The following is a 23077-nucleotide window of genomic DNA, read 5'->3' as shown; positions in this document are numbered from 1 at the left end:
AACTGACGAGTGGCGATCAGGTGCGATCCGGCGCTGTCAGGGCCGCGCGTCCACCGTGGTGATCCGCTGCAACAGCCCCCACGTGAACTCCGCGACACACTCCCGCCGCACGCCCTCCCCGTCGGGCGCGGAGAACCTGAGCCCCCACCGCGTCGGCGCCGTCCCCTCCAGCGGCCGCGCCGGCGCGAAGGCCCGCGCCACCTCGTCCACCGTGCAGGACCACGGCGCCAGATCCTCCAGCGCGCGCAACTCGGGCCCCGCCACTCCCGGGGCCCGCACCAGCCACTCGTTCCACACCGCCCCGTTCGGCGCGAGCAGCACCTCGAAGCGGAGGCCGGCCCACAGCGGCACCGGCCACAGCCAGGCCTCGCAGTCCAGGTCGCCGATCTTCTGGACCGTGACGGACTCCGGCGCCCCCAGCACCGACCGGTACCGCGACGCCGAGCCCCGCGACCGGGGCGAGCGCACCATCGCCTGCCACCGCCGGTTGGCCTCCCGCATGTCCGCGACGGAGACGCCCAGCGCACGGCGGGCGTCCTCGACGAGTCCCGGATTGTGGTCGGCCATCCGGCGCAGCATCACGAGCTGGAAGTCCAGGGGGGTGAACGGACCGGAGGGCCTATCGGGGCCGGGGCGCTTCGCGGAGGGCATGGGGTCCATCGTGGCGTACGGCACCGGACGCGGCCCGGCGGCCACCGGCCCGCTCACCCGGGCGGCGCCCGTCCGGCAGGAACAGCACCGAGTTGACGTACCGCCCGGCGAACGGCAGGACCCGCCGGAGCAGCCCCTTGGACGCCCGGTGCGACGTGCGTGCCTGGTGCGCCTCCAGGGCGGCCGGGACGAGGGGGAGCCAGGTGCCGGCGGGCAGGACCCAGCCGGCGTAGCCGAGGCCGGTCAGGAGGTCGACGACCGGCGCGATCGGCTGGATACGGGCCTCCAGCTCGACGAAGAGGGCCGGGCGGTCCCGGGCCAGAAGCTCCGACGCGCCGCGCAGCACGGCCAGTTCGTTGCCGTCGACGTCGATCTTGACGAAGCCGACGTCCGTCAGGCCGAGCCCGTCCAGGGTGACGCAGTCGACGTCCAGCGCGCGGGCGTGGATGTCCCGTCGGACCAGGGAGGACACCCCGCGGCCGCCGTCGTCGCCGGACGGCAGCCACAGGCGGGCCGTGCCCGGGGCGTCCGAGGCGGCGGCCTGGACGACGCGGACGTTGGCGGGGGCCGACGCGGCGAGCAGCCGGGCCAGCCGGGGCGCGGGCTCCACGGTCACCACGCGCGTGGCCCGTCCCGACAGCCGGTGGGTCCAGGGGCCGTACCAGCCGCCGACGTCCACCGCCGTCCCACAGTCCGGCGGGCACAGCTCGTCGAGCCGGGACAGCTCCGGTTCGAAGCGCGGGTAGAGCAGCCGTGCGGTCGCGGCGACCAGCCGGTCCGGCAGGAGCGGCGCCAGCCGTGCGGCGAGTGTGGTCATGAACCCGTCCTCCTCAGCAGTGCGGAGAGCTTCTCGTGCTCGTCCTCGGTCACCTGCTCGCCCGACGACGGAAGCAGCTGCGGAATGCCGTCGACGATCGGGTAGCGGCGGTGCAGCCGGGGGTTGTAGAGCGACTCAGACCCCCGGGCCTCGGTGGTCGTGGTCCCGGGCCGCTTCTCCTCCTCGTGGACCACCAGGTGCAGCGGCCCCTTGTCCAGCGGGCACGCCAGGATCCGGAGCAACGGGTCGTCGGGGTTCATGGGAGGTCAGCTCCTTGGCCGGTACCGGGGGTCGGGGCGCCGGGGGCGCCGGGGCGTCGTGCTTGGGCATGCTCAGCAGTACCGCGACCGCCAGCACCGTGCCGGACAGGCGCAGGGTCAGCCGCAGGGGATCGTCGGGCAGCGACTCGCCGAACGACAGCGTGCCGAGCACCGCCGTGAACAGCGAGGTCACCGTCGTACAGACCGGCACGATCAGCGAGGCCCGGCAGCGCTGCAGCGCCGCCTGCGACATCACCAGACCGAAGGCGCCGGTGACGAGCAGGAGGTACGGGTACGGGGAGCGCAGCAGGCCGACCACCGCGTCCCCGGCCCCGCCGGTGGTCAGACGGCTCGACACGCCCTTGATCGCGAGTGAGCTGACGCCGTACAGCAGGCCCACGGCCACGCCGTACTCGACGCCCGTGGTGGGCAGCCGGTGCCGGTGCCGGGCGCGCCGTTCGGCGGACCGGTACAGCCCCACCCCGGCCGCGAGGGCGGGCAGGCAGATCGTCAGGACCAGCGCGTACGGCGCCCCGCGGCCGACGGTGTCGGAGCCCTCGTCCAGCGACAGCACCACCATCAGCAGCGCGGCGAGGATGGCCCCGAGGGCGTACCGCTCCCGGCCCGTGGTCCGCTCGCCGAGCAGCCGCGCCGAGAGCAGGACCAGCAGGACCAGCCCCGACACGAAGATGCCCTGGGCGGCGGCGATCGGCAGGGTCCGGTACACGGCGAGCTGGGCGGCGAACCCGGCGGCCAGCGACAGCGAGCCGGCGATCCACAGCGGACTGCCGACGACCTGCCGCAGCAGCTTCACCGGTGCGCGGACCGACACCGGCGGCATGGCGGTGAGCGCCCGTTTCTCCAGGACGAACCCGGTGCTGTACAGCGCGTTCGCCAACAGGGCCGCGGCCACTCCCCACCACATCGCCTACGTCCTTCGGGCATGCAGCAGCAGGATCGACGCCACCGAGGGGGCGGCGCAGGCCAGGCGGTCCAGTGGCCGCAGCGGGCGCGGTACGCCGTGGAAGGGCGCCCCGCGCAGCCGGACGACCTCGAAGCCGGACGCGGCCACGAACTCCCGCAGCGCGCGGGCGGTGTAGAGCCGCAGATGGCCCACGACCTCCTTCCCCGGGCGGCCGTGGATGCCGCGCAGGCTCACCTCCGAGAACACCGGCTGGACGCCCGCCAGCAGCAGGGCGCGGTTGTACCAGGCGGCGAGATTGGGTGTCGACAGCATCAGATGGCCGCCGGGGCGCAGGACGCGGCGGATCTCGTCGAGGGCCGCGTCCGGGTCGACCAGGTGCTCGATGACCTCGCTGAACAGGACGGCGTCGGCGGACTCCGCCCGCAACGGCAGCCCCCCGTCGGTGAGTTCGCCGCGGATCGCGTACGGGATGCGGGTGCGGGCCCGCCTGAGGGCGTCCTGGGACCAGTCGACCCCGATGACGCGGTGTCCGGCGAGGAGGGGGGCGGCGGTGGCGGCGGCGGTGCCGTCGCCGCAGCCGATGTCGAGGACGGTACGGGGGCCCGTCGTGGCCGCCGGGCCGAGGGCGGCGGCCAGCATGCGGGCCTGGGCGAGGCTGCGGGGGGTGCCGGAGGCGACGGGGACGGAGGGGTCCTCGTAGAAGTCCCGCAGGCCCCGCGCGGGCGGCTCGGTCGACGTGGAGGTGGGCGAGGTGGCCGGCGTCAACGGGTCTCCTCTTCCGTCGTGTGCAGATAGTGCTCGAAGAGGTCCCGGAGGTGGGCTCCGTCACCGTGGCTGAGCAGGGCGCGGGACCAGCGCAGGGCCACATGCAGGCGGCCCGCCGTGGAGGCGGTCGTGACGGTGAGGCCGCGCGGCATGCGGGCCGGGGCCGAGAACCACACGGCGTGCGCGCGTCCGGCCTCCTCGCCGAAGTCCAGCGCGTAGGGGATGCGGCCGATGTTGCTGAGCAGGGTGGTCGACGTCCAGGGGGCCGCGGCTCTGCGCAGGCCCCGGGTGACGGCCGCCCGCCAGGAGACGGGGACCACCGGAGCCGTCAACAGCGAGGCGCCGTGGCCGAGTTGGGGCCGGGGGAGCGACTTCAGGGCGCGGGTGCGTTCGGCCGTGCGGCGCAGGAGCACGGGCAGCGGAGTGTGATCGGTGCGCAACTCGGCGGGGTGGAAGGCGACTTCGACCAGACGGGTGCCGTTGCCGATCGCCATGTCCGTGTCCCTCGGCCGGTCGTCCACGGGCATGGTGATGCGCAGGGGGCGGGGGTGGGCGCCGTGTTCCCGGTTCCAGTGGGCGAGCGTCAGGGCGGTGGTGACCATGAGCTGGTCGTTCACGGTGTAGGGGGCGCCCTTGGGGCGGCGGGGCACGGGCAGTTCGGTGACGAGCAGGCCGTTGCCGGGTGAGGGTTCGGGGGTGCCGGCGGCGACGCGGGCGGGCCGGGCCCAGGGGGAGGGGGTGTCCGCCTCGGGCGGGGCCGGTTCGTCGGGGGCGGGGGCGGGGCGGACGGGCGGGGCCGTGGGGGCGTTGTCCTCGCCGCCGTAGAGCTGGGCGGCGGTGGCCAGGATGCGGAGGCAGGCCGGGCCGTCGAGTGCGGTGTGGTTGATGGTGAGGAAGAGGACCGTGCCTTTCGGGCGTCCGGGGCCGGGGGCCGCCGGACGGGGGTTCTGCCGCTCGGCGGACCGGGGCGCCGTCGCCCCGCCGGCCCGACCGCCCGGCGTGAGGCCGACCGCGTCGCTCGCCTCGCTTCCCACCGCGGGCCCCGCTCCCTCCACCACCTCCAGGCGGATCGGCGGCGACAGCGTCAGCGGGGGCGCCTCGACCAGGGCCCTGGTCCGCGCGTCCCGCAGCGCGTGCGGGCCGGCGGGCGGGAAGGCCACCACCTCGACGTCCGGCCCCTCGGTCAGCTCCCACTCGTAGCGGCGCCTGTACCAGCGCCCCGGCGCCTCCCGCATGAGGATGCGGGGGTGGGCCCGCAGGGCGGTGACGAAGGCCGTGCGCAGCCGGTCGGGGTCGAGCCGGCCGGGAAGGTGGACCTCGATGTGGACGGTCTCGGGTTCCTCCTCCTGGGCGCAGTGCCGGGACACCTCGTCGACCACCGGGAAGGGGATGCGGACGGGGCCGGGGGCGGCGTCGTCCCGCGCGGGGTGGTCCAGCGTCGTCATCCGGGCTCCCCCTTACCGGTACCGCCGCTTCCCGCGGGGCCGCCGTCCTCCGGCGTCCGGGGCCTCGGCTTGGTGAACGCGATGCGCCGGGTCGGGGTGTCCGGCTCGCCCTGCGGGGAGCCCGGTCCGCGCGCCGAGACCGTCGGACCGGCCACGGAACCGTCGCCCGCGCCTCCTGGCCCGCCGTTCAGCGTCCGGTCCACCCGCCTGCGCTGCGGCAACGGCTCCGTCGGCGCCTGTGCCCCCGGCGGCAGCGCGAACCGCCGTGTCGTGCCGGGCCGTCCGGGGCCGGCCTCCACCCCGGCCCCCACACTCACCAGCGCCGCGAACAGGCCGGTCAGCGCGAGGAGTTGGGCGAGGTGACCGAACGCGCCCTCACCCGCCGCGACCGGCTCCCCCGCTCCGAACGCGGCGGCGACACCGGCGCCGACCAGAGCGAGGAAGGCGATCGGGACGAGCAGGGTGTGCCGCTTCCAGGCCAGCAGGGCCAGGAGCGGGACGAGGAGGCCGAGGAAGCCCGCGACGACGATGCCGACCAGGGTGAGGGCGACCGTGCCGAGCCAGAGGCCGGGCCCCGGCGGCGCCGGCTGGGGCGCGTGCGGGTTGGGCTCCTGGCGGCGCCACAGGGCCAGCCCGATCAGGGCCGCGAGGCCCACACCGGCGCCGATCAACCCGGCCTCGTACGTCACGGACGGCTCGAACGACAGCTTGACGGTGCCGCCCGCGCCGCCGGGGACGCGCCAGCCCTGCTGCCAGCCGTCGAGCCGCACGGGGGTCAGCTCACGGCCGCCCAGCGTGGCCTTCCAGCCGTCGTTGAAGTTCTCGTACGTCGTCAGGTAGGAGGCCGCGCCGTCGCCGACGGTGACCTCGCGGCGGTCGCCGAGCCAGTCGCGTATGCCCAACTCCCGTCCACTGACGGCGGGTTCGGCGATCGTGCCCCGGGTGAGGGTCACGGTGGTGACGGCCAGCGCGCCCGTGTCCTCGGACTCGAAGGTGTGCCGGTCGTCCGCGCCGAGTTCCAGCGCGCCCTGCGCACTGCCGTCCCGGCAGAGCGTCAGGTCGACCGGCCGCCGCTCCGTGAGGTCCCGTACCGTCCCCCGCGCGCTCGTCTCGTACAGCGTCCCGTCGACCTCGACCGACGGACCCTCGCCGCAACCCAGCTCGAACTCCCGGGTCGGGGCGGGCCGCGGGGTGCGGAACTGGTCCAGGGCCGGGACGTACGCCTCCGTGAGGCCGACCGGAAGCTGCAGGTCGTCGTCGGCGACGGGGTTGTGGACGGTCAGCGGGGCCGTCTCGGTGACGGTGATGTCGAGCCGGTCGGTGGTGATCGGGTCGAAGCGGACCCAGCCGTTCTCGTCGACACCGGCGATGGCGGCACCGTCCGGGGAGCTGATCTCGACCTGGGTCGGCCGGGCCGACAGGCCGCCCGCCGGGGCCAGGACGAGCGAGCCGACCGGCCACTTGTCGCCCCAGGCGAGGTGGATCGTGGGGTCGTCGCCCGCGATCCACGCCGTGGTCAGGTCGCCGTCGGTCAGGTTGCGCGGCGAGAGCCCGGCCCCGAGGGAGGCCGTGGACTCCGCGCTCGCCTTGATCTGGCTCTGCTGCTCGGGGGCGGCCTTGTAGAGCAGCTTGTCGAGTTCGTCGCCCGGCACGGGGACGGCCGTGGCCTTCACCTCGTACGTCCCCGCCGTGCTGGTGCCGAAGGTGCGGTGCAGCCCCGGTTCCGTGCCCGTGGGGGAGAGGCCGGTCGGGTCGGCGGCCCGCCGCAGCGAGACCATCTCGGCGGAGGCGGCCGTGCCGTCGGGGTCCTGGGCGTCCGTGGGCAGCCGCAGCATCCGGGTGACCTTGACGCCGGGCAGGTCGATCTCGGAGAAGCCGGCGCCGACGAGCCCGGTGTGCCGCTCCGCCGAGTCGAGGATCGTGATCTTCAGCCAATTCGTGTCGCCGGGAGCGGCGTCGACCGTCTGGGTGGAGCCGTCGGCCTGGAGGTTCGTGGAGCGTGAGCCCCGCTCGGTCTCCACCTCGATCCGGGTCGGCGCCGACCGCACCCCGTCCTGCGGCAGCGGTGTGACCTCGAAGGTCGCCGGGATGTCCTGGCTGCCGTCGAAGTCGATCCGCAGCCACTGCCCGTCCGCCGAACCGGCCGCGCCCTCCGCCCAGGCGGTGCCCCGGTCGCCGTCGAAGGCGTTCACCGGGTCGTACTGCGGCAGATGGAACAGCCAGTTGCCGCTGGTCGAGGCGGTCACCGACTTGGCGCCCCGCAGCTCGGCCACCGTCTGGTGGTCGAGACCCGACACCGGCAGGATCTGCTTCGGCTGCGCACCGGGGTCCTGCACGCTCCCGCTCGGATTCCGCTCGTTCGCCGTGTACGTGTACGACGTGTTGGCGTTGACCAGGCCGAAGCGGGTGTCCGCGCGGCGCAGCCCGTCACCGACCACCTGCACGGCCGGCGTACCGAGCCCGGGGTGGTTGTCGCCGGTCAGCACGGTGGCACGGTCGCGCAGCTCCGGGTCGGCGGCCAGCGGCAGCAGCGACTCGGGGCCGCCGGAGACGACGGCCGTGTCGGCGATCGCCTTCAGCCCGGCCTGCCCGGGGCGCGGCACGTCCTCGGCCGGGCGGTAGATCTCCACGGCCCGCTGTCGCGCGTACAGGCCCTCGACCTGCATCGGGGTGCCCTCGGCGATCCGTCCGCCGGTCATCACCGGCCCGAGCCCGGTCACCCGCTCGTACCCGGACTGCTCAAGGGTCCGCTTCACGGTCGCCGTCGGCACCGCGCCGATCTGGTCGGGGTCCAGGTCGTTGCGTACGACGACGTAGTACAGGCCCGCACGGCTCAAGTAGTCGCCCAGACCGGGGACTTCGCCCCCGGTCAGCAGTGCCTGCTCGACGGCGTCCATGGCGCGCCGGTTGCCGGGGGTGCCGAAGGGGACGTAGTCGCGCTGTGCCCAGCGGGAGTCGGCGAGGACGTCGAGGGGCTGGTCGACGGTGGTGCCCCAGGTGTGGATGCCGTGCGCGGTGGCCGGTACGACCAGTGCGCGGGAGTCCGGGGAGTACTTCTCCAGCCAGTTCGCCGTCGCCTGCCAGTACTTGGGCAGCTCCTGGAACGAACCCGGTTGCAGGACCGACCCGTTGAGGTACGGCCACAGCAGTCCCGGTACGACCAGGAAGGCCGCGACCAGCGGCGCGAACCGCCGCCCCCGCACCCGCCGGGCCCCCTGCGCCCGAGCGGCCACGCCCACCAGGTGCGCGAGCCCGAGGACGAGCGCGAGAGCCAGCCCCGTCTGGAACTTGTAGATGTTCCGGAAGGGCACGAGGCCCCCGTTCAGCCAGTCCTGGACCACCCCGTGGAAGGGCGCCCCGAACGCGCCGCCGTACCCGGCCAGGGTGAACAGCGCGACCACCAGCACGGTCAGCACCAGCCACCGGCGCTCGGGCATGTCCCGCCGGGCCAGCCCGGCCAGCCCCAGCCCCGCGGCCACCGCCGACGCCAGGATGACGACCACGGACGCGGCGACGGACCAGCCGGCCGGCAGCCAGGGCTCACCGAAGTTCAGATAGCCCACCCAGTTCCCGGCGCCGCGCAGCGCCTCGGTGGCGGACATCGTGGCCGTCGTCGTCTGCGAACTCTCCACGTAGGGAAGGAAGTTCTCGCCGTAGAAGCCGAGCAGCAGCAGCGGGACCACCCACCACGCGGTCGCCAGGAGCACCCCCGGCACCCACCAGGCGATCAGCCCGCGCTGCCGGGGCCCCGGCCTGCGGGTGAGCAGATACAGCCCCACGGGCAGCAGCGAGGCCAGGGTCGCGGACGCGTTGACCCCGCCCATGAAGGGGATGACGAGCGCCGACCGCAGGGCGGCCACCCGCGCGCTGTACCGCTCGTTCGTCAGCGGCAGCAGCACCCACGGCAGGAACGCCCCCGGCAGCGCGGCGGCCGAGGTCGACCCGACGACGGTGGTGAACACGGGCCACAGCGCGTAGGCCGAGGCGGCGAGCAGCCTCGACGCCGAACTTCCCACGCCCAGCCGCTCCGCCAGCCGCAGCGCGCCCCAGAAGGCCACCGACACGATCAGCGACAGCCACAGCCGCTCCGCCAGCCACACCGGCAGCCCGACCAGATCGGTCAGCCCGTAGTACGGCAGCATCGGCCACAGGTATCCGACGTACTGGTCCTGGATGCCGCCGAACCCGCCCCGGTCGTGCCACAGCTGACCGAGGTCGGAGACGAACTGCCACGGGTCGGTGGTGACGCCGAGCTTGGTGTCGAAGGTCTGCCGGCCCGGTTGGGCGGCGACCAGCAGGACGAACACCACGGCCCAGAATCCCAGCAGCCAGCGCCGCGACCGGGGGCCCTCGGGAGGTCCCTCGGTCGTGCCCGCGGGCCGTACCGGCGCGGGGGGTGGAGCCTGGACCGTGCTCGTCATGGTGGACACCGCCGGAGGATGAGGAGGAGGTTCCAGGTGGCGAACTCACGCAGTCCCGGCGCCTTCACGACGGTCTCCGCGAGAAACGGCCAGTAGCGGGAGCGCGCCGACACGACCGTCACGTCGTCCCGGCCGCGCACCTGCCGCAGAGTGCGTCCGATGTGCACGGCGAAGAGGTTCTCGCCGAGGGTGTGCTTGGCGTCCTTGCCCGTACGGCGCCGATAGCGGGCCCGCGCCCGGTCGGCCCCCAGGTAGTGCCAGGGCGCCCACTCGTGCCCGCCCCAGGGAGACAGCCAGTTCGTGAACGACACGTAGATCAGCCCGCCGGGCCGGGTGACCCGCGCGAGTTCGCTGAGGAAGGTCGGCGGATCGGCGACGTGCTCCAGCACGTTGGAGGTGAAGGTGACGTCCGCGATCCCGTCGGCCAGGGGGAGGAGATACCCGTCGGCGACGACGGACCCGTCGGGCGGCTTGGTCCCCAACTCCCTCAGGTCCGGCTCGAAGAGATACGCCTGGGCACCCCGCCGCCGGAACTCCTCGGTGAAGTACCCGCTGCCACCGCCGACATCGACGACGGTCAGCCCGTCCACGGGCCGGCCGCCGTACGCCTCGACCTGGTCGACGGCGTCACGCGCGAGCAGCGTGTAGCAGTACTCCGGATCGTCCTGCTCCCGCATGAACGCCCGGAAGAGGGACACGGAGCGTTTCACCGAGGGGTCGCGAAAGGGGCGCAGGGGTGTGCCCTGTGCTCCGCCGCGATGGGGAAGCGACCGGCCACCACGCACCCGCGCTCGCCAACGCGGTGTCGCGGCACCCCGTTTCGCGCTCAAGGCGACCAACCCCGCACCGCCTCCGCGGCCACCGCCCGGAACTGCCGGACCGTGTGCCCCCACCGGTAGTGCGCGGCCCGCTCCCGGGCGGCCTTCCCCATCAGCACCCGCCGATCGGTCGACAGGGCCAGCGCACCCCACGCGGCGGCGAAGGAGGACTCGCCCCGGGCCAGCACCCCGGTCTCCCCGTCCACGACGGAGTCCCGCAGGCCGGGCACGTCGAAGGCGATCGAGGGCGTCTCCCGCACGGCGGCCTCCGTGACGACGAGCCCCCAGCCCTCCACGGCGGAGGGATGGAGCAGCAGCCAGGCCGCGCACAGCAGCCGGTGCTTCTCCTCCTCGGACACGTGCCCGGCGAACTCGACCCCGGGCCCGGCCATCGCCTGCAGCGGCGCCCGTTCGGGCCCGTCCCCGACGATCACGAGCCTCCCGCCCGTCACCGGCCGCACCCGTTCCCACAGCCGCAGCAACAGATCGATCCGCTTGTACTCGACCAGTCGGCCCACGGCCACGAACAGCGGCTCGGCCGACCGCTCGGCACGCGGCCCCGGCTCCTCGACCCCGTTGTGCACGACGCGTATGCGCTCCCGCTCCACGCCGATGTCGCGGAGCGCGCCGGCCGTGGAGGAGGAGACGGCGACCACGAGATTGCGGCGCTGCGCGGCGGTCAGCGACCAGTGTTCGAGTCTGCGGCCGAGCCGCGCGGCCGGCGCCAGCGCGCCGCCGAACCGCAACTGCCACAGATCCGTGTGCACATGGTTGACCAGGCACAGCGTGGGGCCCTGGTGCCAGAGCGGGGCGAGGTAGGGCATGCCGTTGCACACCTCGACCAGCAGGTCGCAGTCGCCGACCTGCCGGGCCAGGGCCGATCTGGCGCGCAGATGGTGGCTCAGGTCGCCGCCCGCCGACACGACCCGGTAGTCGCGGTAGGCGGCGGGGCCGCCGCACAGCAGGGTGACCTGGTGGCCGAGCCGGGTCAGGCCGTCGGCGAGCCGGTCGACGAGGAGCTCGGAGCCCCCCGCCGCCGGATTACCGAGGTCACGGCGGGCGAGAAAGACGATCCGGCGGGGCTGCGGGGGGCCTGCGGACCGGTGCTGATCAAGGCGCGGAAACACCTCGACCAGCGAGAACGGCACGTGCTGGGGCATGGGTGCTCCAACTCGTCTCGGGGTGCGGAACTCAGCGGGGAGAAGGACGTTCGCCGTGGGGGATGTTCCAGTGGGCGGGGGTCCGGGTGGGGTCGTTCGGTTCTCTCGTTCCTCGAAGGTGCTGGAAGGTGCTTGCAGGTGCTGGAAAGTGCTGGGAGGTGCTCGGAGTTGCGGGGGATTGCCGGGAGTCGCTGTGGGTGAGGTGTGGGTGGGCTGTGCTCAGGTGGGGTGGACAGTTTTCGCCCAGCGGTACGAAGCTGCTACTCACCGGCGTGACAATTTCCGGGGTTTATTCAACTGACGCCCTGTCACATCGTGATCTCTTCCTGGGACGACTCGGACGTATCGGGGCGCCGCCTGCCACGTGCGACCAGAACGGCACCGGCCACGGCGAGGACGAAACCGACCACAGTGGCACCGATCGGCACCGTCCGCCCCACCAGGCGCAGCAGTCCGCTGTCCTTCTCCGCCTGGTCCACCGCGAACTTCTGCGTCGCCGGGGTGAAGGCGAGCTTCTGGCTGTCGAGCAGCACCGCCGCGTCCTCGGTGCCGCCCGGCGCCCGCAGCGTCCGGCGCGGGCCGGTCTGCGCGTAGAGCACGCGTCCCGTGCTCTGGTCGACGACCAGTTCGAGACCGTGGTTGGCGTACCACTCCTCGGCGAGCACCTGCGGCCGGCCCGGCTCGTCGACGAGTGCGCCGGGGACCAGTCGGGTGCCGGTCTTCGTGGCCGGAACCTTCGCCGTGAAGCGCAGCCCCTCGTAGCCCCGGATCTTCTTCCGGCCCTCGTAGTGGAGCGTCACCGTCGCGCCGAGCGTGTTGTCCCACCAGCGGTAGGAACGCTTCTGCACGTCGAAGGGGAACTTCAGGTACGCCTCGCCCTCGAAGTACGGCTTCTCGTCGCAGCAGTGCACGGGCCGGTTGGTCCTCCGGTCGCTGACCCAGCGGTGCGGGGAGAAGTCCAGCGCGTCGTGCGGATCGGCCGCCGGCAGCGACTTGTCGGTGTCGACCGAGGTGATCACGTCCCACACCGCGGCCCCGCTGCGCTCACTTTCGGCCACATCGCCGCGTACCCGCTGGGTCACGGTGATCTCCTGGTCCGGCACGGTCTTCACCTGCTCGACGTCGAAGACGCTGCCGGTGCCGGAGTAGACGGCGGTCGTGTCGATGTCGATCGGATTCACGGCTGCTCTCGGCTCCACGTACCAGGCGAGCAAGGGCGCGAGGACCAGCAGAAACGTGCCGAGGCCCAGCAGGACCAGCGAGAGTGGTGAAGCTGTACGGCGCATCCGGGCACTCCAGGGGGCGTTGGGAGGTGCGACTCGGGTAGGCGTGCGGAAAGTGCGACGCCTGGGGGAATGTGCGCGTGCGGACGGGGGCTGGGGGTGGGGGCTGTGTATGGGCCGGGAACCGTAGGCGGAGTCTTGACGCAGTGTCAATGCATTGCTGACACTGAGTCCGCGGGGTGCCCTGGGTGGGGACGACCTGTCGACCGAGAGGCTGCCCCTGCGATGTCCAGACTGCTCGCCGCCGCGCTGACCATGGCGGTCGCCGCCGCTCTCGCCGTGGGGGCCGCGTTCGGCGCCGTCGCCCTGCTCGACGCCACCCCGGACCAGCCGAACACCCCGCTCATCACCTATGAGAACGCCGGTCAGGAGCGCTGAGGGGTGACGACCGGAGGCCCGGGAACCGTCACCGTCCGCTCCGCCTGGCACGACGTGCCGCGCCTGCAGGTGCGCGAGTTCGCCGCGATCGCCATGGCCGAGGCCCCCGCCCTCGCCGAGGAGATCCTGCGCGAGATCCGCCGCGAGTACCCCCACCTTCCCGTCGTCCTCGACGACTCCGGCGAGCCGATGGCGCTCATCGGCATCCGCCGCGCGATCGAGGTCTTCGTCCAGCACCTGGAGACCGCCGAGGGCCGGCCGCGCGTTCCTCCCGGCGTCTTCCAGGAGTTCGGCCGCGGCGAGGGGCTGAACGGCCGCAGCCTCGACTCGCTGCAGGCGATCTACCGGCTCGGCGTACGCCTGGCCTGGCGCCGTTTCGCGGAGATCGGCCAGCGTGTGGAGATCCCGCCGCCCGCCATGTACGAGCTGGTGGACGCCGGGTACGAATACCTGGACGGTCTGGTGGACCAGTCGGTGCGCGGCTACGCGGAGGCGGCGGCCCGGCAGGCCGGCGAACGGCTGCGACTGCAACGCCGGTTGATGGAACTCCTCCTCGCCGAGCACCATCGGGGCGACCCGGCGGACGCGCTCACCGAACGCGCGGCCCGGATCGGCTGGACCCTGCCGGAGAAGGTCGCGGTCGGGGTCCTGTTACGGCCCGCCCGCGAGGCCATGGCCCCCGCCGTCGGCCAGGGCGTCCTGCTGGACATGGAGTACGAGCAACCCCGCATGGTCGTCCCCGAACCGGACGCGGCCGGCCGCCCCGAACTCCTCCACCGGGCCCTGACCGGCTGGTCGGGCGCGATCGGCCCGCCGGTGCCGCTGGCCGACGCGGCGAAGTCGCTGCGCTGGGCGGAGGCCGCCGTCCGTCTCATGGAGCGCCGGCTGCTGCCCGGCGGCGAGGTCCTGCACTGCACCGAGCACACCGAGGCCCTTGTCCTCCTCCAGCCCGAGGAGCTGATCGACGACCTCGCCCTGCGCTGCCTCGCGCCCCTGGCCCACTGCGGCCCCACCCATGGGCGCCGCCTCGCCGAGACGCTCCTCGCCTGGCTGGAGACCCGCGGCGGCGCACCCGAGATCGCCGCCCGCCTTGGTGTGCACCCGCAAACCGTTCGCTATCGCCTGCGGCAGATCCGCGAACTCTGGGGCGACGAGATCGACGACTCCGACCGCCGCTTCGAGCTGGAGCTGGTGCTGAGGGCGCAGCGGCTGCGGGGGGAACTGGGAGATCCACGCCCCCGACGGTGACCGGCACCGGGTGGCGTGCCGGTGGCGGGGGCGGGGGTGTGCGCGCCGGGTGGGTGGGGGTGCGGGAGGGGTGGCGGGTGCGGCTCGGGTGGGGGTTCTCGCGCAGTTCCCCGCGCCCCTGAGCCCCGGACTCGGCGGCTTTCAGTGACACCAGGCTCCCGTGCACTGAAAGATCGCGGGCCGGCGGCTTGGAAGGGCCGCCCGGCTGCCGTGGCCTTGGAAGACCCGGCCGGGCGGCTTGCGAGGTCGCGCCGGGTTCCTGTGGTCCTGAAAGAACCCGGGTCCCGCGACCCGGCGACCTGGAGGCCTGGCGACCCGGCGGCCTGGGGGTCTGGCGGCCTGGGGGTCTGGAGACCTGGAGGCCTGGAGGCCTGGAGGCCCGGAGGCCTGGAGGCCCGGAGGCCCGGCGGCCCGGCGGCCTCAGGCTCTCTGGGCCTTGAAGGGTGAGGGTCCTGTGGGTCTGCGGCGTGACGGGTCTGCGGCGCTGCGTGGCGGTGTGGGTGGCGGTGCTGTGGTCTGTGGGGTGAAAAGCATGGGGCGTAGCCCTTGCTTTTCAGGGGCGCGGGGAACTGCGCGAGAACCCCCGCCGGGCCCGCACCCGACCACCGACCCCCGGATCCGGCCGCCCCCACGCAAACCCCGGTAGCCCCCGACCATTGCCCGGCCATGGGCACTATGACTAGCCTGTGTTCGTTATGCCGATCGACAGTTGAAATCTCGAACACTCGCCGCAGACAGACTCAAGGGAGGGGACCGACCGTGGGACGCCTAGTACCTGCCGTGACCCGGGCGCTCGACATATTGGAGCTCTTCCTGGACGGGGACGGCACGCTGTCCGCCCCCGACATCGTGCGCAGACTCCAACTGCCCCGCACCACCGTGCACGAGCTGGTCACCACGCTCGCCGCCAGGGGATACATCGTCCAGGTACAGGGACAGCCGGGACGTTACCGCCTCGGAGTCCGCCCGTACCAGCTCGGCAGCCGTTACGCCGAGCAGCTGGACCTCGCCGCCGAGGGCCAGCAGGTGGCCAGGTCCGTCGCCGAGACCTGCGACGAGACGGTGCACGTGGCGATCCTGGAGTACACGGACGTCATCTACATCGCCAAGGTCGACTCCACGCACGCCGTGCGCATGGTCTCCGCCGCGGGCCGCCGCCTCCCGGCGCACTGCACCTCCGTCGGCAAGATGCTCCTCGCCTCCCTTCCCGAGGCCGAGCTGAACGCCCGCATCCCGGACGACGCCGACCTGCTCGCCATGACCCCCAACAGCATCACCGACCCGGCCGCCCTGCGCGAGACCCTGGCCCGGATCCGTGAGCGGGGTCTCGCCGTGGAGAACCGCGAGTCCAACCCGGACGTCTCCTGCGTCGCCGCGCCGGTCCGCGACCGCACCGGCAGGGTCGTCGCCGCGATCTCCATCTCCGTCCCCATGATCCGCTGGAGCGACGAGCGCCGGATCGAGCTGGAGCAGCTCGCCGCCAAGGGCGCCGCGGAGCTGTCCGAGCGCCTCGGCCACCGGATCGTGGCATGAGCGCCCGCACGAGTCCCCCGGGCTACGAGGTCGCGGTCCGGGAGTACGCGGCCCTCGGCGAGGGTCCCACCTGGGACGCCGACGCCCAGCGCCTGATCTGGATCGACATCCTCGGGTCGCGCGTCCACACCTACGACCCCGCCTCGGGCCGCCGCACGGTGTTCGTCACCGAGCAGCACGTCGGCGCGGTCAAGCCCCGCGCCGGCGGCGGCCTCGTGCTGAACCTCCGTGACGGCGTCGCTCTGACCGACCCCGACGGCGGCTTCCGGTGGCTGCACCACGAGCCCGTCCCGGGCCGCCGGGCCAACGACGCCGCCGTCGCACCCGACGGCTCCCTCTTCGCCGGCACCATGCGCTACGACGAGGCCCCGGGCGGCGGCACCCTGGCCCGCTTCACCGCCGACGGGCTCGCCACCACCGTCCTCGACGACGTCGCCGTCAGCAACGGCACCGGCTGGAGCCCGGACGGACGGCTGATGTACTACATCGACTCGCCGACCCGCCGGATCGACGTCTTCGACTACACGGACCCGGGTGCGGCCACGGGCGGGGGCGCGGCGGACGGCCGTCTGCCCGTGAACCGGCGCCCCTTCGTGACCATCGAGGACGGCGGCGGCTTCCCCGACGGCCTCACCGTCGACGCCGAGGGCTGTGTCTGGGTCGCCCTCTGGGAGGGGAGCGCCGTCCGCCGCTACACCCCGGACGGCACCCTGGACCGCGTCGTCCCCCTCCCCACCCCCCGTCCCACGGCCTGCGCCTTCGGCGGCCCCGACCTCACCGACCTCTACATCACGACGGCCCGCACGGGCACCGACACCCCGCACCCCCTGTCGGGCTCCCTGCTGGTCGTACCGGGCGCGGGCAAGGGCCTGGCCCAGCCGGCGTTCGCGGGCTGATCCGGGGCCCGGCGCCGTACGGCCGTCCGCCGCGACGGGGGCGGCCACCCCTCACCCATGACGTCGATGACGGTCCCGGTGCCCGCGTGCGAGCACGTAGGCGGCCGGAGTCGTCCCGTAGAACTCCCTGAAGTTCCTGATGAAATGACTCGCGTCCGAGAAATTCCATCGGGCCGCGATCTCGGAGACCCCGGCGGTGCCACCCGCCCGCACGAGGTCGTCGTGCGCTCCCTGGAGCCGGAGACGACGAGCGAACGACATGACGGAATCACTCGAACCGGAGAAGGAGCGGTGCAGCGTCCGGAGCGAGACGCCGAGGGCCCGGGCGATCAGCTCGGGAGAAAGATCGGGCCTGTCGAGATGTGTTTCTATGGCATGCATCGCGGCCCGGAGCGTGGCCTCCCGATGGCCGTTCGCGCCGGTTCCGCTCCGGGTTTCCTGAGGTGTGGCCAGTATTCCCGCCAGCAGGGTGGCGCAGGAATCAAGGGCGATGCTCCGCGCCCACGCGGAGCGATCCAGGTCGTCGCGGGATTTCTCCAGCGCCTCCAGGAAGTGGACGAAGAGGCCGACCTCGGGGGATCCGGCGTCCTCGATGTGGGCGCGGTCGAGCCTCTTCGGCGATCCGATGCGTGCGGTGAGCGCATGCCGGGGTATCGAGACCACGCGCACACGCGTCGCCGGTGCACAGGAGAAGCGCCATGTGAATCTGGTGTCCCGAATACAGATCTGCCCCGGCAGGACCGGGTATCTCCTTCCCTCCCTGCGGAAATCGAGCCTGCCCGAGACGACCAGATCCGCCACGATCGGGTCCCGGTCAAGATTTCTCCCGGAAACACCGGTCAGCGCATCGGAACGAAAATCGATCGAGAGCAGGTCGCCGAAGTGGTGACCACGCGCGGACACGCGGAATCCATGGGGAGCGGGCTCGCTGATCTGCAGGTGTGTGAGATGGGATAAAGGGCCGACTCTCCATTCATGGAACAAGGGGCCGGCATCTCGGATCTCCGGAGCCGTGAGATTCAGTTCGAGCTCGAATTCCGTGGCTCGCCACCACCTCGGTGAACTGGTGGAGTGCGGGTTCGACGCCCGGTCACTCACGATGAGTCTCCTCTCGGCCGCTGGATCGGCTTCGACGAGCGGCCCTGCGCGCCCGCCCGTCGTCCGATCAAGAAACCAGCCCGGGGTACACGACCCGTTGACGACCACTCCACGGAGCGTTGACGTCCGTTTCCGCCCCGGACCGCACGCCGAGCGGGCCCGGCCGTCGGCGTCCGGCCGGCCGGGTCCCGAGCGAGCGCCGCCTACGAGTCGGTGAGCACCACGCCCGCCTCGGCGGAGCCACTCGGCTCGGCGAGCCGACCCAGCCGCGTGCGCAGGGACTCGGCGTCGGGATGGCCGAGCCGCGTGAGGATCTCCAGCGCCTCGGTCCACGCGGCGCGGGCCGGTTCGGTGTGGCCCGCGCTGACGTGGGTGTCCCCGAGGCGCTTGAGGGTGCCGGCCATCATCCAGGGCACGCCGCCGGATTGCAGGTAGAGGGCGTGGGCGCTGCGATAGGCGACGACGGCCTGCTCGTACTGGCCGAGGTGATGGTGGGCGTGGCCGATGCTGTCCCAGGTGTGTGCCGCGTTGGTGTCGTCTCCGAGTTCCTGCTGCAGGGCCAGCGCCTGTCGGCAGTGGTCGAGGGCCTGCTGATGCTGTCCAAACATGGTGTGGCACCAGCCGACCGCGTTGAGCGCGGTTGCCATCGCCATCCGGCTGCGGCTGTCGTCGGCGCCACGATCGTCATGTGCCCGGAGGATCGCGAGGAACCGCTGCGCGGCACCGAGCGAGGCTTCCAGATCGCCCAGCCGCTCCCCCACCCAGGCCAACGTGAGATGAGCCTCGGCGCAGGCTCTCATGTCGCCCGATTCGGTGAACAGTTCGATGGCCCGCTCGGCATGAAGCCGTGCCTCGTCGATGCGGCCCAGATCCCCCGTGGCAAGGGCGAGACCGTCGTGGGCATGGCCCTGTGCGGTCCGGTCGCCCAGCCGACACGCCGCGTCCATGGCGGCGAGGTGCACGGCTTCCTTCTCCCGCCACAGGCCACGCCAGTGCAGATGGTGCCCCATGGCCCAGCTGAGTTTCCAGGTGTGGACGTCGTACCGGTGGGCGATGGCCTGTTCGACGGTCGCGAGCAGCACCGCCTGCTCGGCGGCGAACCAGGCCGTGGCCTTCGCCGTGTCTCCGTCGAACTCCTCGGCGCGCACCCCGTCGGCCGCAGGAGCCAGAGAGACCAGTAGCCGTGAGGCGGTCAGCGCGGCCGCCTCACGGGCGGTGTGCAGATAGTGGTCGAACATCCGGTGCCGGGCCGCCTGCGTCTGCCGGGGCGGCCCGACGGCTTCGGCGAGCTCGGTGGCGTAGGCGCGCAGCAGGTCGTGCGAGGAGTAGCGGCCGGGGACGTGTTCGTCCACGAGGTGGGCATGGATGAGTTCGGACAGCAACTGCCGGGTGTGCGGGACGGTGAGCCCGGCCAGGCTGGCCGCTGCGGGCAGTGCGATGTCGGGGCCGGGGTGCAGGCCGAGCAGCCGGAACAGGCGGGCGGCGTCGGAAGTGAGGGCGTGGTAGGACCAGGAGAAGACGGAGCGCACGTCGGCCACCGTGTCCACGTCGTAAAACGCGTTGAGACCGTCGGCGCTTTCGCGCAGTTCTGCGGCGATGGCCGACAGCGGGAGCGCGGACCGGGTCGCCGCACTGGCGGCGGCGACCGCCAGCGCGAGCGGCAGCCGTGCGCACCAGGCGATGATCTCCTCGACCGCGTCCGGTTCGGCGGCGACCCGGTCGGCACCGAGGCGTCGGGCGAGCAGCCCACGGGACTCCGCCACGGAGAGCACGTCGAGGTGGACGGGGTGGGCGCCGTCCACGGCGACCAGCCCGGAGAGCCGGTTACGGCTGGTGACCATGACCAGACAGCCGGGGGCTCCGGGCAGCAGCGGCCGGACCTGTGCGGCGTCACGGGCGTTGTCCAGCAGCACCAGCACGCGCCTGCCGGTGAGCAGGGTGCGGTACAGGGCGGCGAGCGCGTCGACGCCCTGTGGCAGCCCGCGTGCGTCGACGCCCAGCGACTCCAGCAGCGTGCGCAGGGCGTGTTCCGGCGCGACCGGCAGACCGACCGGGTCGAAGCCCCGCAGATTCAGGTACAACTGGCCGTCCGGGAAGCGGTCGGCGACCTGTCGCGCCCAGTGCACCGCGAAGGTGGTCTTGCCAACGCCCGCCATGCCCGCGATGGCGCTGACCACCACCGTGCCGCCCGGAGCCAGCCGGACCGCCTCGGCCAGTTCGGCGTCGCGGCCGACGAAGACCGGCAGCCCGGCCGGTAGTTGGGCGGGTGCGGGTGCGGGTGCGGGTGCGGGTGCGGGTTCTGGTTCCGGTGCGGGGGCCGGCGAGGGCGGGTGCGGCGGAGCGAGGAGCGCGGTGTCCGCCCGCAGCACCCGCTGGTACATCGTCTGCAGGGCCGGGCCGGGGTCCACCCCCAGCTCCTCCACGAGCAGGTTCCGCGCCTCGCGGTAGGTGGCGAGGGCCGCCGCCTGCCGCCCCGACCGGTAGAGGGCGAGCATCAGCAGCTCCCGGAAGCGCTCGTCCAGCGGATGCTCGGCGACCAGCCCGGTCAGCTCCGCGGCGGCCTGTGCCAAGGCGCCCAGGTCGAGTTCGGCCGTGAGGCGGGCCGCTTCCGTGGACAGGCGCAGGTCGGTGAGCCGCTGCCGCCGGTTCCGCGCGAACTCGCCCCGGACACCGGCCAGCGCCGTCCCCCGCCACAGGGCGAGCGCCTCCCGCAGCTGGTGCACCGCACCCTCGATGTCTCCGGCACGGCGCTCCCGCTCCGCCCGGGCCAGCCCCTGCCGGAAGGCGGCGAGGTCGAACGCGTCCGGCGCGACACGAAGCCGGTAGCCGTCGCCCGTGAAACGGATCACGGACGACGCCGTGTCCCCGCCGGGCTCCAGTGCCTTGCGCAGCCGGTGGACGTACGTCCGCAGGATGCCGAGAACGGAAGCGGGGGCCCTGGCTCCCCACACCGCGTCGACCAGGCCGCTCGTCGGCACCTGCGCACCCTCCGCCAGCAGCAGCACGGCCAGCACCGCGCGCTGCTGGGGCGGCCCCAGCTCGATCTCGGTCTCGTCGCGCCACGCCCCTACCGGCCCCAGCACCGAGAACCGTAATCGCCCTTCCACCCGCATCCTCCTCGCGGAATGCCCGTCCGATACCGGTGGGCAGGTCCGTTTTCTGATCGCCAGTGCACAGATGGCCGCGACATCCCGCGCGGCAATGTGGCACCACAATCCCATGCGTGACGCCCAGGTTCAATACGCACCGTTTCTCCTGTAGTTGACTGCTGCTCACCGAAAGGAAAACGACAAGAAGAGGAGACTCTCCATGGCCTGGACCTCCCGGCGGACACGGACGGCGATAGTCGCCGTGACGGCGACCCTGGCGCTCGGCGCGGCGGTGACGGACGCGTCCGCATACATCCAGAGAACAGGGAACGGAACCACCGGTACGTGTGCCAACTTCCAGCTGTGTCTGTACCAGCACACGGTCTACAACGGCGACATGGCCGGATTCACCGGCGTGGGGGGCGCGTCCTTCAAGTGGGTTTCTCCGGTCAGTGGCAATTCCTGGACGGACACCTACATGAACGACAAGATCTCGTCCATGGTCAACAATTCGAGCAGTGCCTATTGCTTCTACGAGCACTGGGACCTCAAGGGTCTGACTTTCCTGATCCACGGCAACGAGAACTGGCCCTACATCAACGGCTACATCGTGGACAAGATCAGCGCATTCCACCCCGGAAACTGCTACTGATCGCCGAAATCGAGTTGTAGTCCGGCCGAACGGAAGGAATTCTTCGAGATGTTCACATTCTCTGCGCTGGGGAAGCGGGCGACGGTTGTCGCTGCGACGGCGGCGGCCTTGGTGATGGCCGCCCTTCCGACGCAGGCGTCCGCGCAGCAGTGGTACAACCTGACGGGCAACGGGACGCCGCGCACGTGTGACGGGTACACGCTCTGCGTCTACGAGCACACGACCTACAACGGCCGGGTGCTCGCCCAGCGCGAGGACGGCCCGTCCTTCAGCCTCCCCGGGCACTACATGGACGACAGGACCTCGGCGATCGTCAACAATTCGAGCAGCGGGTACTGCTTCTACCAGCACTACTACTTCGCGGGCCTGACTTTCGGGATCGGCGGTCGCGAGACCTGGCCGAACATCAATTCCTATATGCAGGACAAGATCAGCGTGTGGCGCCCGGGAAGCTGCTGAGGCGGCCCATGTCCACGCGTACCGCTCTGCGTGACACCTTTGCCGGGAAGCGCCACCGCCCCGCCCTGGCGTCGGCCGTGTCCGTCTGCCTGAGCGCCGCCGTGCTCTCCGGCTGCAGTTCCCTGACCCCCGCACACGAGATCGGCCCCTCGGGGTCCGGTTCGCCGTCGGCACAGCAGATGGTGCGCGTCCTGGAGACGCTGCTCCCCGAAGGGAGGTTTTCCGGGCAGCGGGGCCGGGGGCTGGGCAGTGGTTCCACGGCGCCTTCTGCCTCGCTCGTCTACGGCCGGGACGGGAACGAGGCCAAGGTGTCGGTTTCCCTCTACCGATGGGGTGTTCCCGTTCCTCCGCTGTTCCTGCAGTGTCCCGACACCGCGTACGCGCCGTTCAGCCGGTGCACGGAGACCAGGGTGCCCGGCGGCGGAAAACTGACTCTCGATCGGTCGCCCGCGAAGGGTTCCGAACCGTCCGGTGTCGAAGTCCTCACCGCCCAGTTCACCTACGGCGGCGGCGAACAGGTCGTGGTGACACAGACCGAGATGCGGCCCGGCCAGTGGCCGGCGGGTGGGGACACGTCACTTCCGCTGGCCGGTGGACGGCTTTCGGCCGTCGCGACCTCGCCGCGGTGGAAGCCCGTCCTCTCCAGGATGCCGAAGCCGCCCGACAGCGAGCGGGCCGAAGCGACCGGGGGAGTGCCCGGAAAGGAGATCGCTCGCGCCCTCGCCGCGTTGCTCCCGACCGGCCTGCGAGTCCGTCAGCCGGCAGGCTCGGACGGCTTCGGGCATGTCGTCGTCGACGACGGCCGTGGCGAGAGCCTCGTCGCGGCCAACGTGCAACGCTGGAAGCCCGGCGACACCCGGATGGCGAAGGTGTTCGAGAAGTCGACCACCCTGCCTGACGGCACCCGTGTCAGAATCGCCGAGGAGCCTTCTCCCCATGGCGGGAAGGGCGCCGTCGAACGGTCCGTCGACGTTCTTCGGGACGACGGCTTCCGGGTGGTGGTCATGGCGGTCAACGCCAGGGGCTACGGACTGCGCGCGAGCCGTGCCGACCCGGCCCTCACCCTCCGGCAACTCAGGCGGATCGCACTCGACGGCACATGGCGGCACCTCGCCAGGTGAGCGCGCGCGTGGGCCCGCGGCGAGGCCGAGGACTCCCGGACCGCGAGAGGGAGTCCAG

Annotated in this window: 19 protein-coding genes; 7 read left to right on the top strand and 12 right to left on the bottom strand. The window is 72.6% G+C overall.

Annotation, left to right across the window (positions count from 1 at the left end; all coding sequences use genetic code 11):
* Nucleotides 1-36: 36 nt before the first annotated feature.
* The 10 genes from STRBO_RS0131575 to pgfA all read right to left on the bottom strand — a co-directional run bounded on the left by STRBO_RS0131575 (nt 37) and on the right by pgfA (nt 12548).
* The gene (locus STRBO_RS0131575) at nt 37-660 is read right to left on the bottom strand and encodes a hypothetical protein (protein WP_051085306.1); all 624 of its coding nucleotides are present in this window, start codon (nt 658-660) and stop codon (nt 37-39) included.
* Nucleotides 620-1468, bottom strand: a complete 849-nt coding sequence (locus STRBO_RS0131570) for an FkbM family methyltransferase (RefSeq protein WP_005478888.1) — start codon at nt 1466-1468, stop codon at nt 620-622. The genes STRBO_RS0131575 and STRBO_RS0131570 overlap by 41 nt, the downstream gene beginning before the upstream one ends.
* Nucleotides 1465-1710 carry a Trm112 family protein gene (locus STRBO_RS0131565; protein WP_237547361.1) on the bottom strand — a complete coding sequence of 82 codons (246 nt, stop codon included), beginning with the start codon at nt 1708-1710 and terminating at the stop codon, nt 1465-1467. Before STRBO_RS0131565 ends, STRBO_RS0131570 begins: the two co-directional genes overlap by 4 nt.
* A complete protein-coding gene (locus tag STRBO_RS0131560) occupies nt 1604-2653 on the bottom strand; it encodes a hypothetical protein (RefSeq protein WP_020115374.1) in 1050 nt (349 codons plus the stop codon). Before STRBO_RS0131560 ends, STRBO_RS0131565 begins: the two co-directional genes overlap by 107 nt.
* A 3-nt stretch (nt 2654-2656) precedes the next feature.
* On the bottom strand, nt 2657-3418 hold the full coding sequence (locus tag STRBO_RS0131555) for a class I SAM-dependent methyltransferase (RefSeq protein ID WP_005478882.1): 762 nt from the start codon (nt 3416-3418) through the stop codon (nt 2657-2659).
* Nucleotides 3415-4863 carry a hypothetical protein gene (locus STRBO_RS0131550; RefSeq protein WP_005478881.1) on the bottom strand — a complete coding sequence of 483 codons (1449 nt, stop codon included), beginning with the start codon at nt 4861-4863 and terminating at the stop codon, nt 3415-3417. The genes STRBO_RS0131555 and STRBO_RS0131550 overlap by 4 nt, the downstream gene beginning before the upstream one ends.
* Nucleotides 4860-9284: an alpha-(1->3)-arabinofuranosyltransferase gene (locus STRBO_RS0131545; RefSeq protein ID WP_005478880.1), complete on the bottom strand. Its 4425-nt coding sequence runs from the start codon at nt 9282-9284 to the stop codon at nt 4860-4862. Before STRBO_RS0131545 ends, STRBO_RS0131550 begins: the two co-directional genes overlap by 4 nt.
* The gene (locus tag STRBO_RS0131540) at nt 9281-9961 is read right to left on the bottom strand and encodes a class I SAM-dependent methyltransferase (protein WP_202498949.1); all 681 of its coding nucleotides are present in this window, start codon (nt 9959-9961) and stop codon (nt 9281-9283) included. Before STRBO_RS0131540 ends, STRBO_RS0131545 begins: the two co-directional genes overlap by 4 nt.
* A 149-nt stretch (nt 9962-10110) precedes the next feature.
* Nucleotides 10111-11262, bottom strand: coding sequence for a glycosyltransferase family 4 protein (locus STRBO_RS0131535; RefSeq protein ID WP_005478876.1), 1152 nt, complete (start codon nt 11260-11262; stop codon nt 10111-10113).
* A gap of 308 nt (nt 11263-11570) precedes the next feature.
* Entirely contained in the window at nt 11571-12548 is a 978-nt protein-coding gene (gene pgfA / locus STRBO_RS0131530) for a cell envelope lipid trafficking protein PgfA (RefSeq protein ID WP_005478874.1), read from the bottom strand.
* Between the two features lie 222 nt (nt 12549-12770).
* Here pgfA and STRBO_RS43965 point away from each other — a divergent pair, with 222 nt between their 5' ends.
* From STRBO_RS43965 to STRBO_RS0131510, 4 genes are all read left to right on the top strand, one after another.
* Nucleotides 12771-12923 carry a hypothetical protein gene (locus STRBO_RS43965; protein ID WP_005478871.1) on the top strand — a complete coding sequence of 51 codons (153 nt, stop codon included), beginning with the start codon at nt 12771-12773 and terminating at the stop codon, nt 12921-12923.
* Between the two features lie 3 nt (nt 12924-12926).
* Nucleotides 12927-14171 carry a PucR-like N-terminal domain-containing protein gene (locus STRBO_RS0131520; protein WP_005478869.1) on the top strand — a complete coding sequence of 415 codons (1245 nt, stop codon included), beginning with the start codon at nt 12927-12929 and terminating at the stop codon, nt 14169-14171.
* Between the two features lie 759 nt (nt 14172-14930).
* Nucleotides 14931-15704, top strand: coding sequence for an IclR family transcriptional regulator (locus STRBO_RS0131515; protein WP_028796950.1), 774 nt, complete (start codon nt 14931-14933; stop codon nt 15702-15704).
* Nucleotides 15701-16600 carry an SMP-30/gluconolactonase/LRE family protein gene (locus tag STRBO_RS0131510; protein ID WP_005478866.1) on the top strand — a complete coding sequence of 300 codons (900 nt, stop codon included), beginning with the start codon at nt 15701-15703 and terminating at the stop codon, nt 16598-16600. Before STRBO_RS0131515 ends, STRBO_RS0131510 begins: the two co-directional genes overlap by 4 nt.
* A 51-nt stretch (nt 16601-16651) precedes the next feature.
* Here the strand turns inward: STRBO_RS0131510 and STRBO_RS0131505 are convergent, their stop codons facing one another.
* Together STRBO_RS0131505 and STRBO_RS0131500 are read right to left on the bottom strand one after the other, a co-directional pair.
* Entirely contained in the window at nt 16652-17698 is a 1047-nt protein-coding gene (locus STRBO_RS0131505; RefSeq protein ID WP_245170630.1) for an AraC family transcriptional regulator, read from the bottom strand.
* A gap of 203 nt (nt 17699-17901) precedes the next feature.
* Nucleotides 17902-20811, bottom strand: a complete 2910-nt coding sequence (locus STRBO_RS0131500; RefSeq protein ID WP_005478863.1) for an AfsR/SARP family transcriptional regulator — start codon at nt 20809-20811, stop codon at nt 17902-17904.
* A gap of 196 nt (nt 20812-21007) precedes the next feature.
* Between STRBO_RS0131500 and STRBO_RS0131495 the strand changes: the two genes are divergently transcribed.
* The 3 genes from STRBO_RS0131495 to STRBO_RS0131485 are packed head-to-tail and all read left to right on the top strand — an operon-like array spanning nt 21008 to nt 23019.
* The gene (locus STRBO_RS0131495) at nt 21008-21439 is read left to right on the top strand and encodes a peptidase inhibitor family I36 protein (protein ID WP_005478862.1); all 432 of its coding nucleotides are present in this window, start codon (nt 21008-21010) and stop codon (nt 21437-21439) included.
* 48 nt (nt 21440-21487) lie between these two features.
* Nucleotides 21488-21898, top strand: a complete 411-nt coding sequence (locus STRBO_RS0131490) for a peptidase inhibitor family I36 protein (protein WP_020115371.1) — start codon at nt 21488-21490, stop codon at nt 21896-21898.
* 8 nt (nt 21899-21906) lie between these two features.
* The gene (locus STRBO_RS0131485; RefSeq protein WP_005478859.1) at nt 21907-23019 is read left to right on the top strand and encodes a hypothetical protein; all 1113 of its coding nucleotides are present in this window, start codon (nt 21907-21909) and stop codon (nt 23017-23019) included.
* The last annotated feature ends 58 nt before the right edge of the window (nt 23020-23077 follow it).

This window comes from Streptomyces bottropensis ATCC 25435, from assembly GCF_000383595.1.
GTDB classification, from domain to species: Bacteria; Actinomycetota; Actinomycetes; order Streptomycetales; family Streptomycetaceae; genus Streptomyces; species Streptomyces bottropensis.
This window is presented reverse-complemented; position numbering and strand designations above follow the sequence as displayed.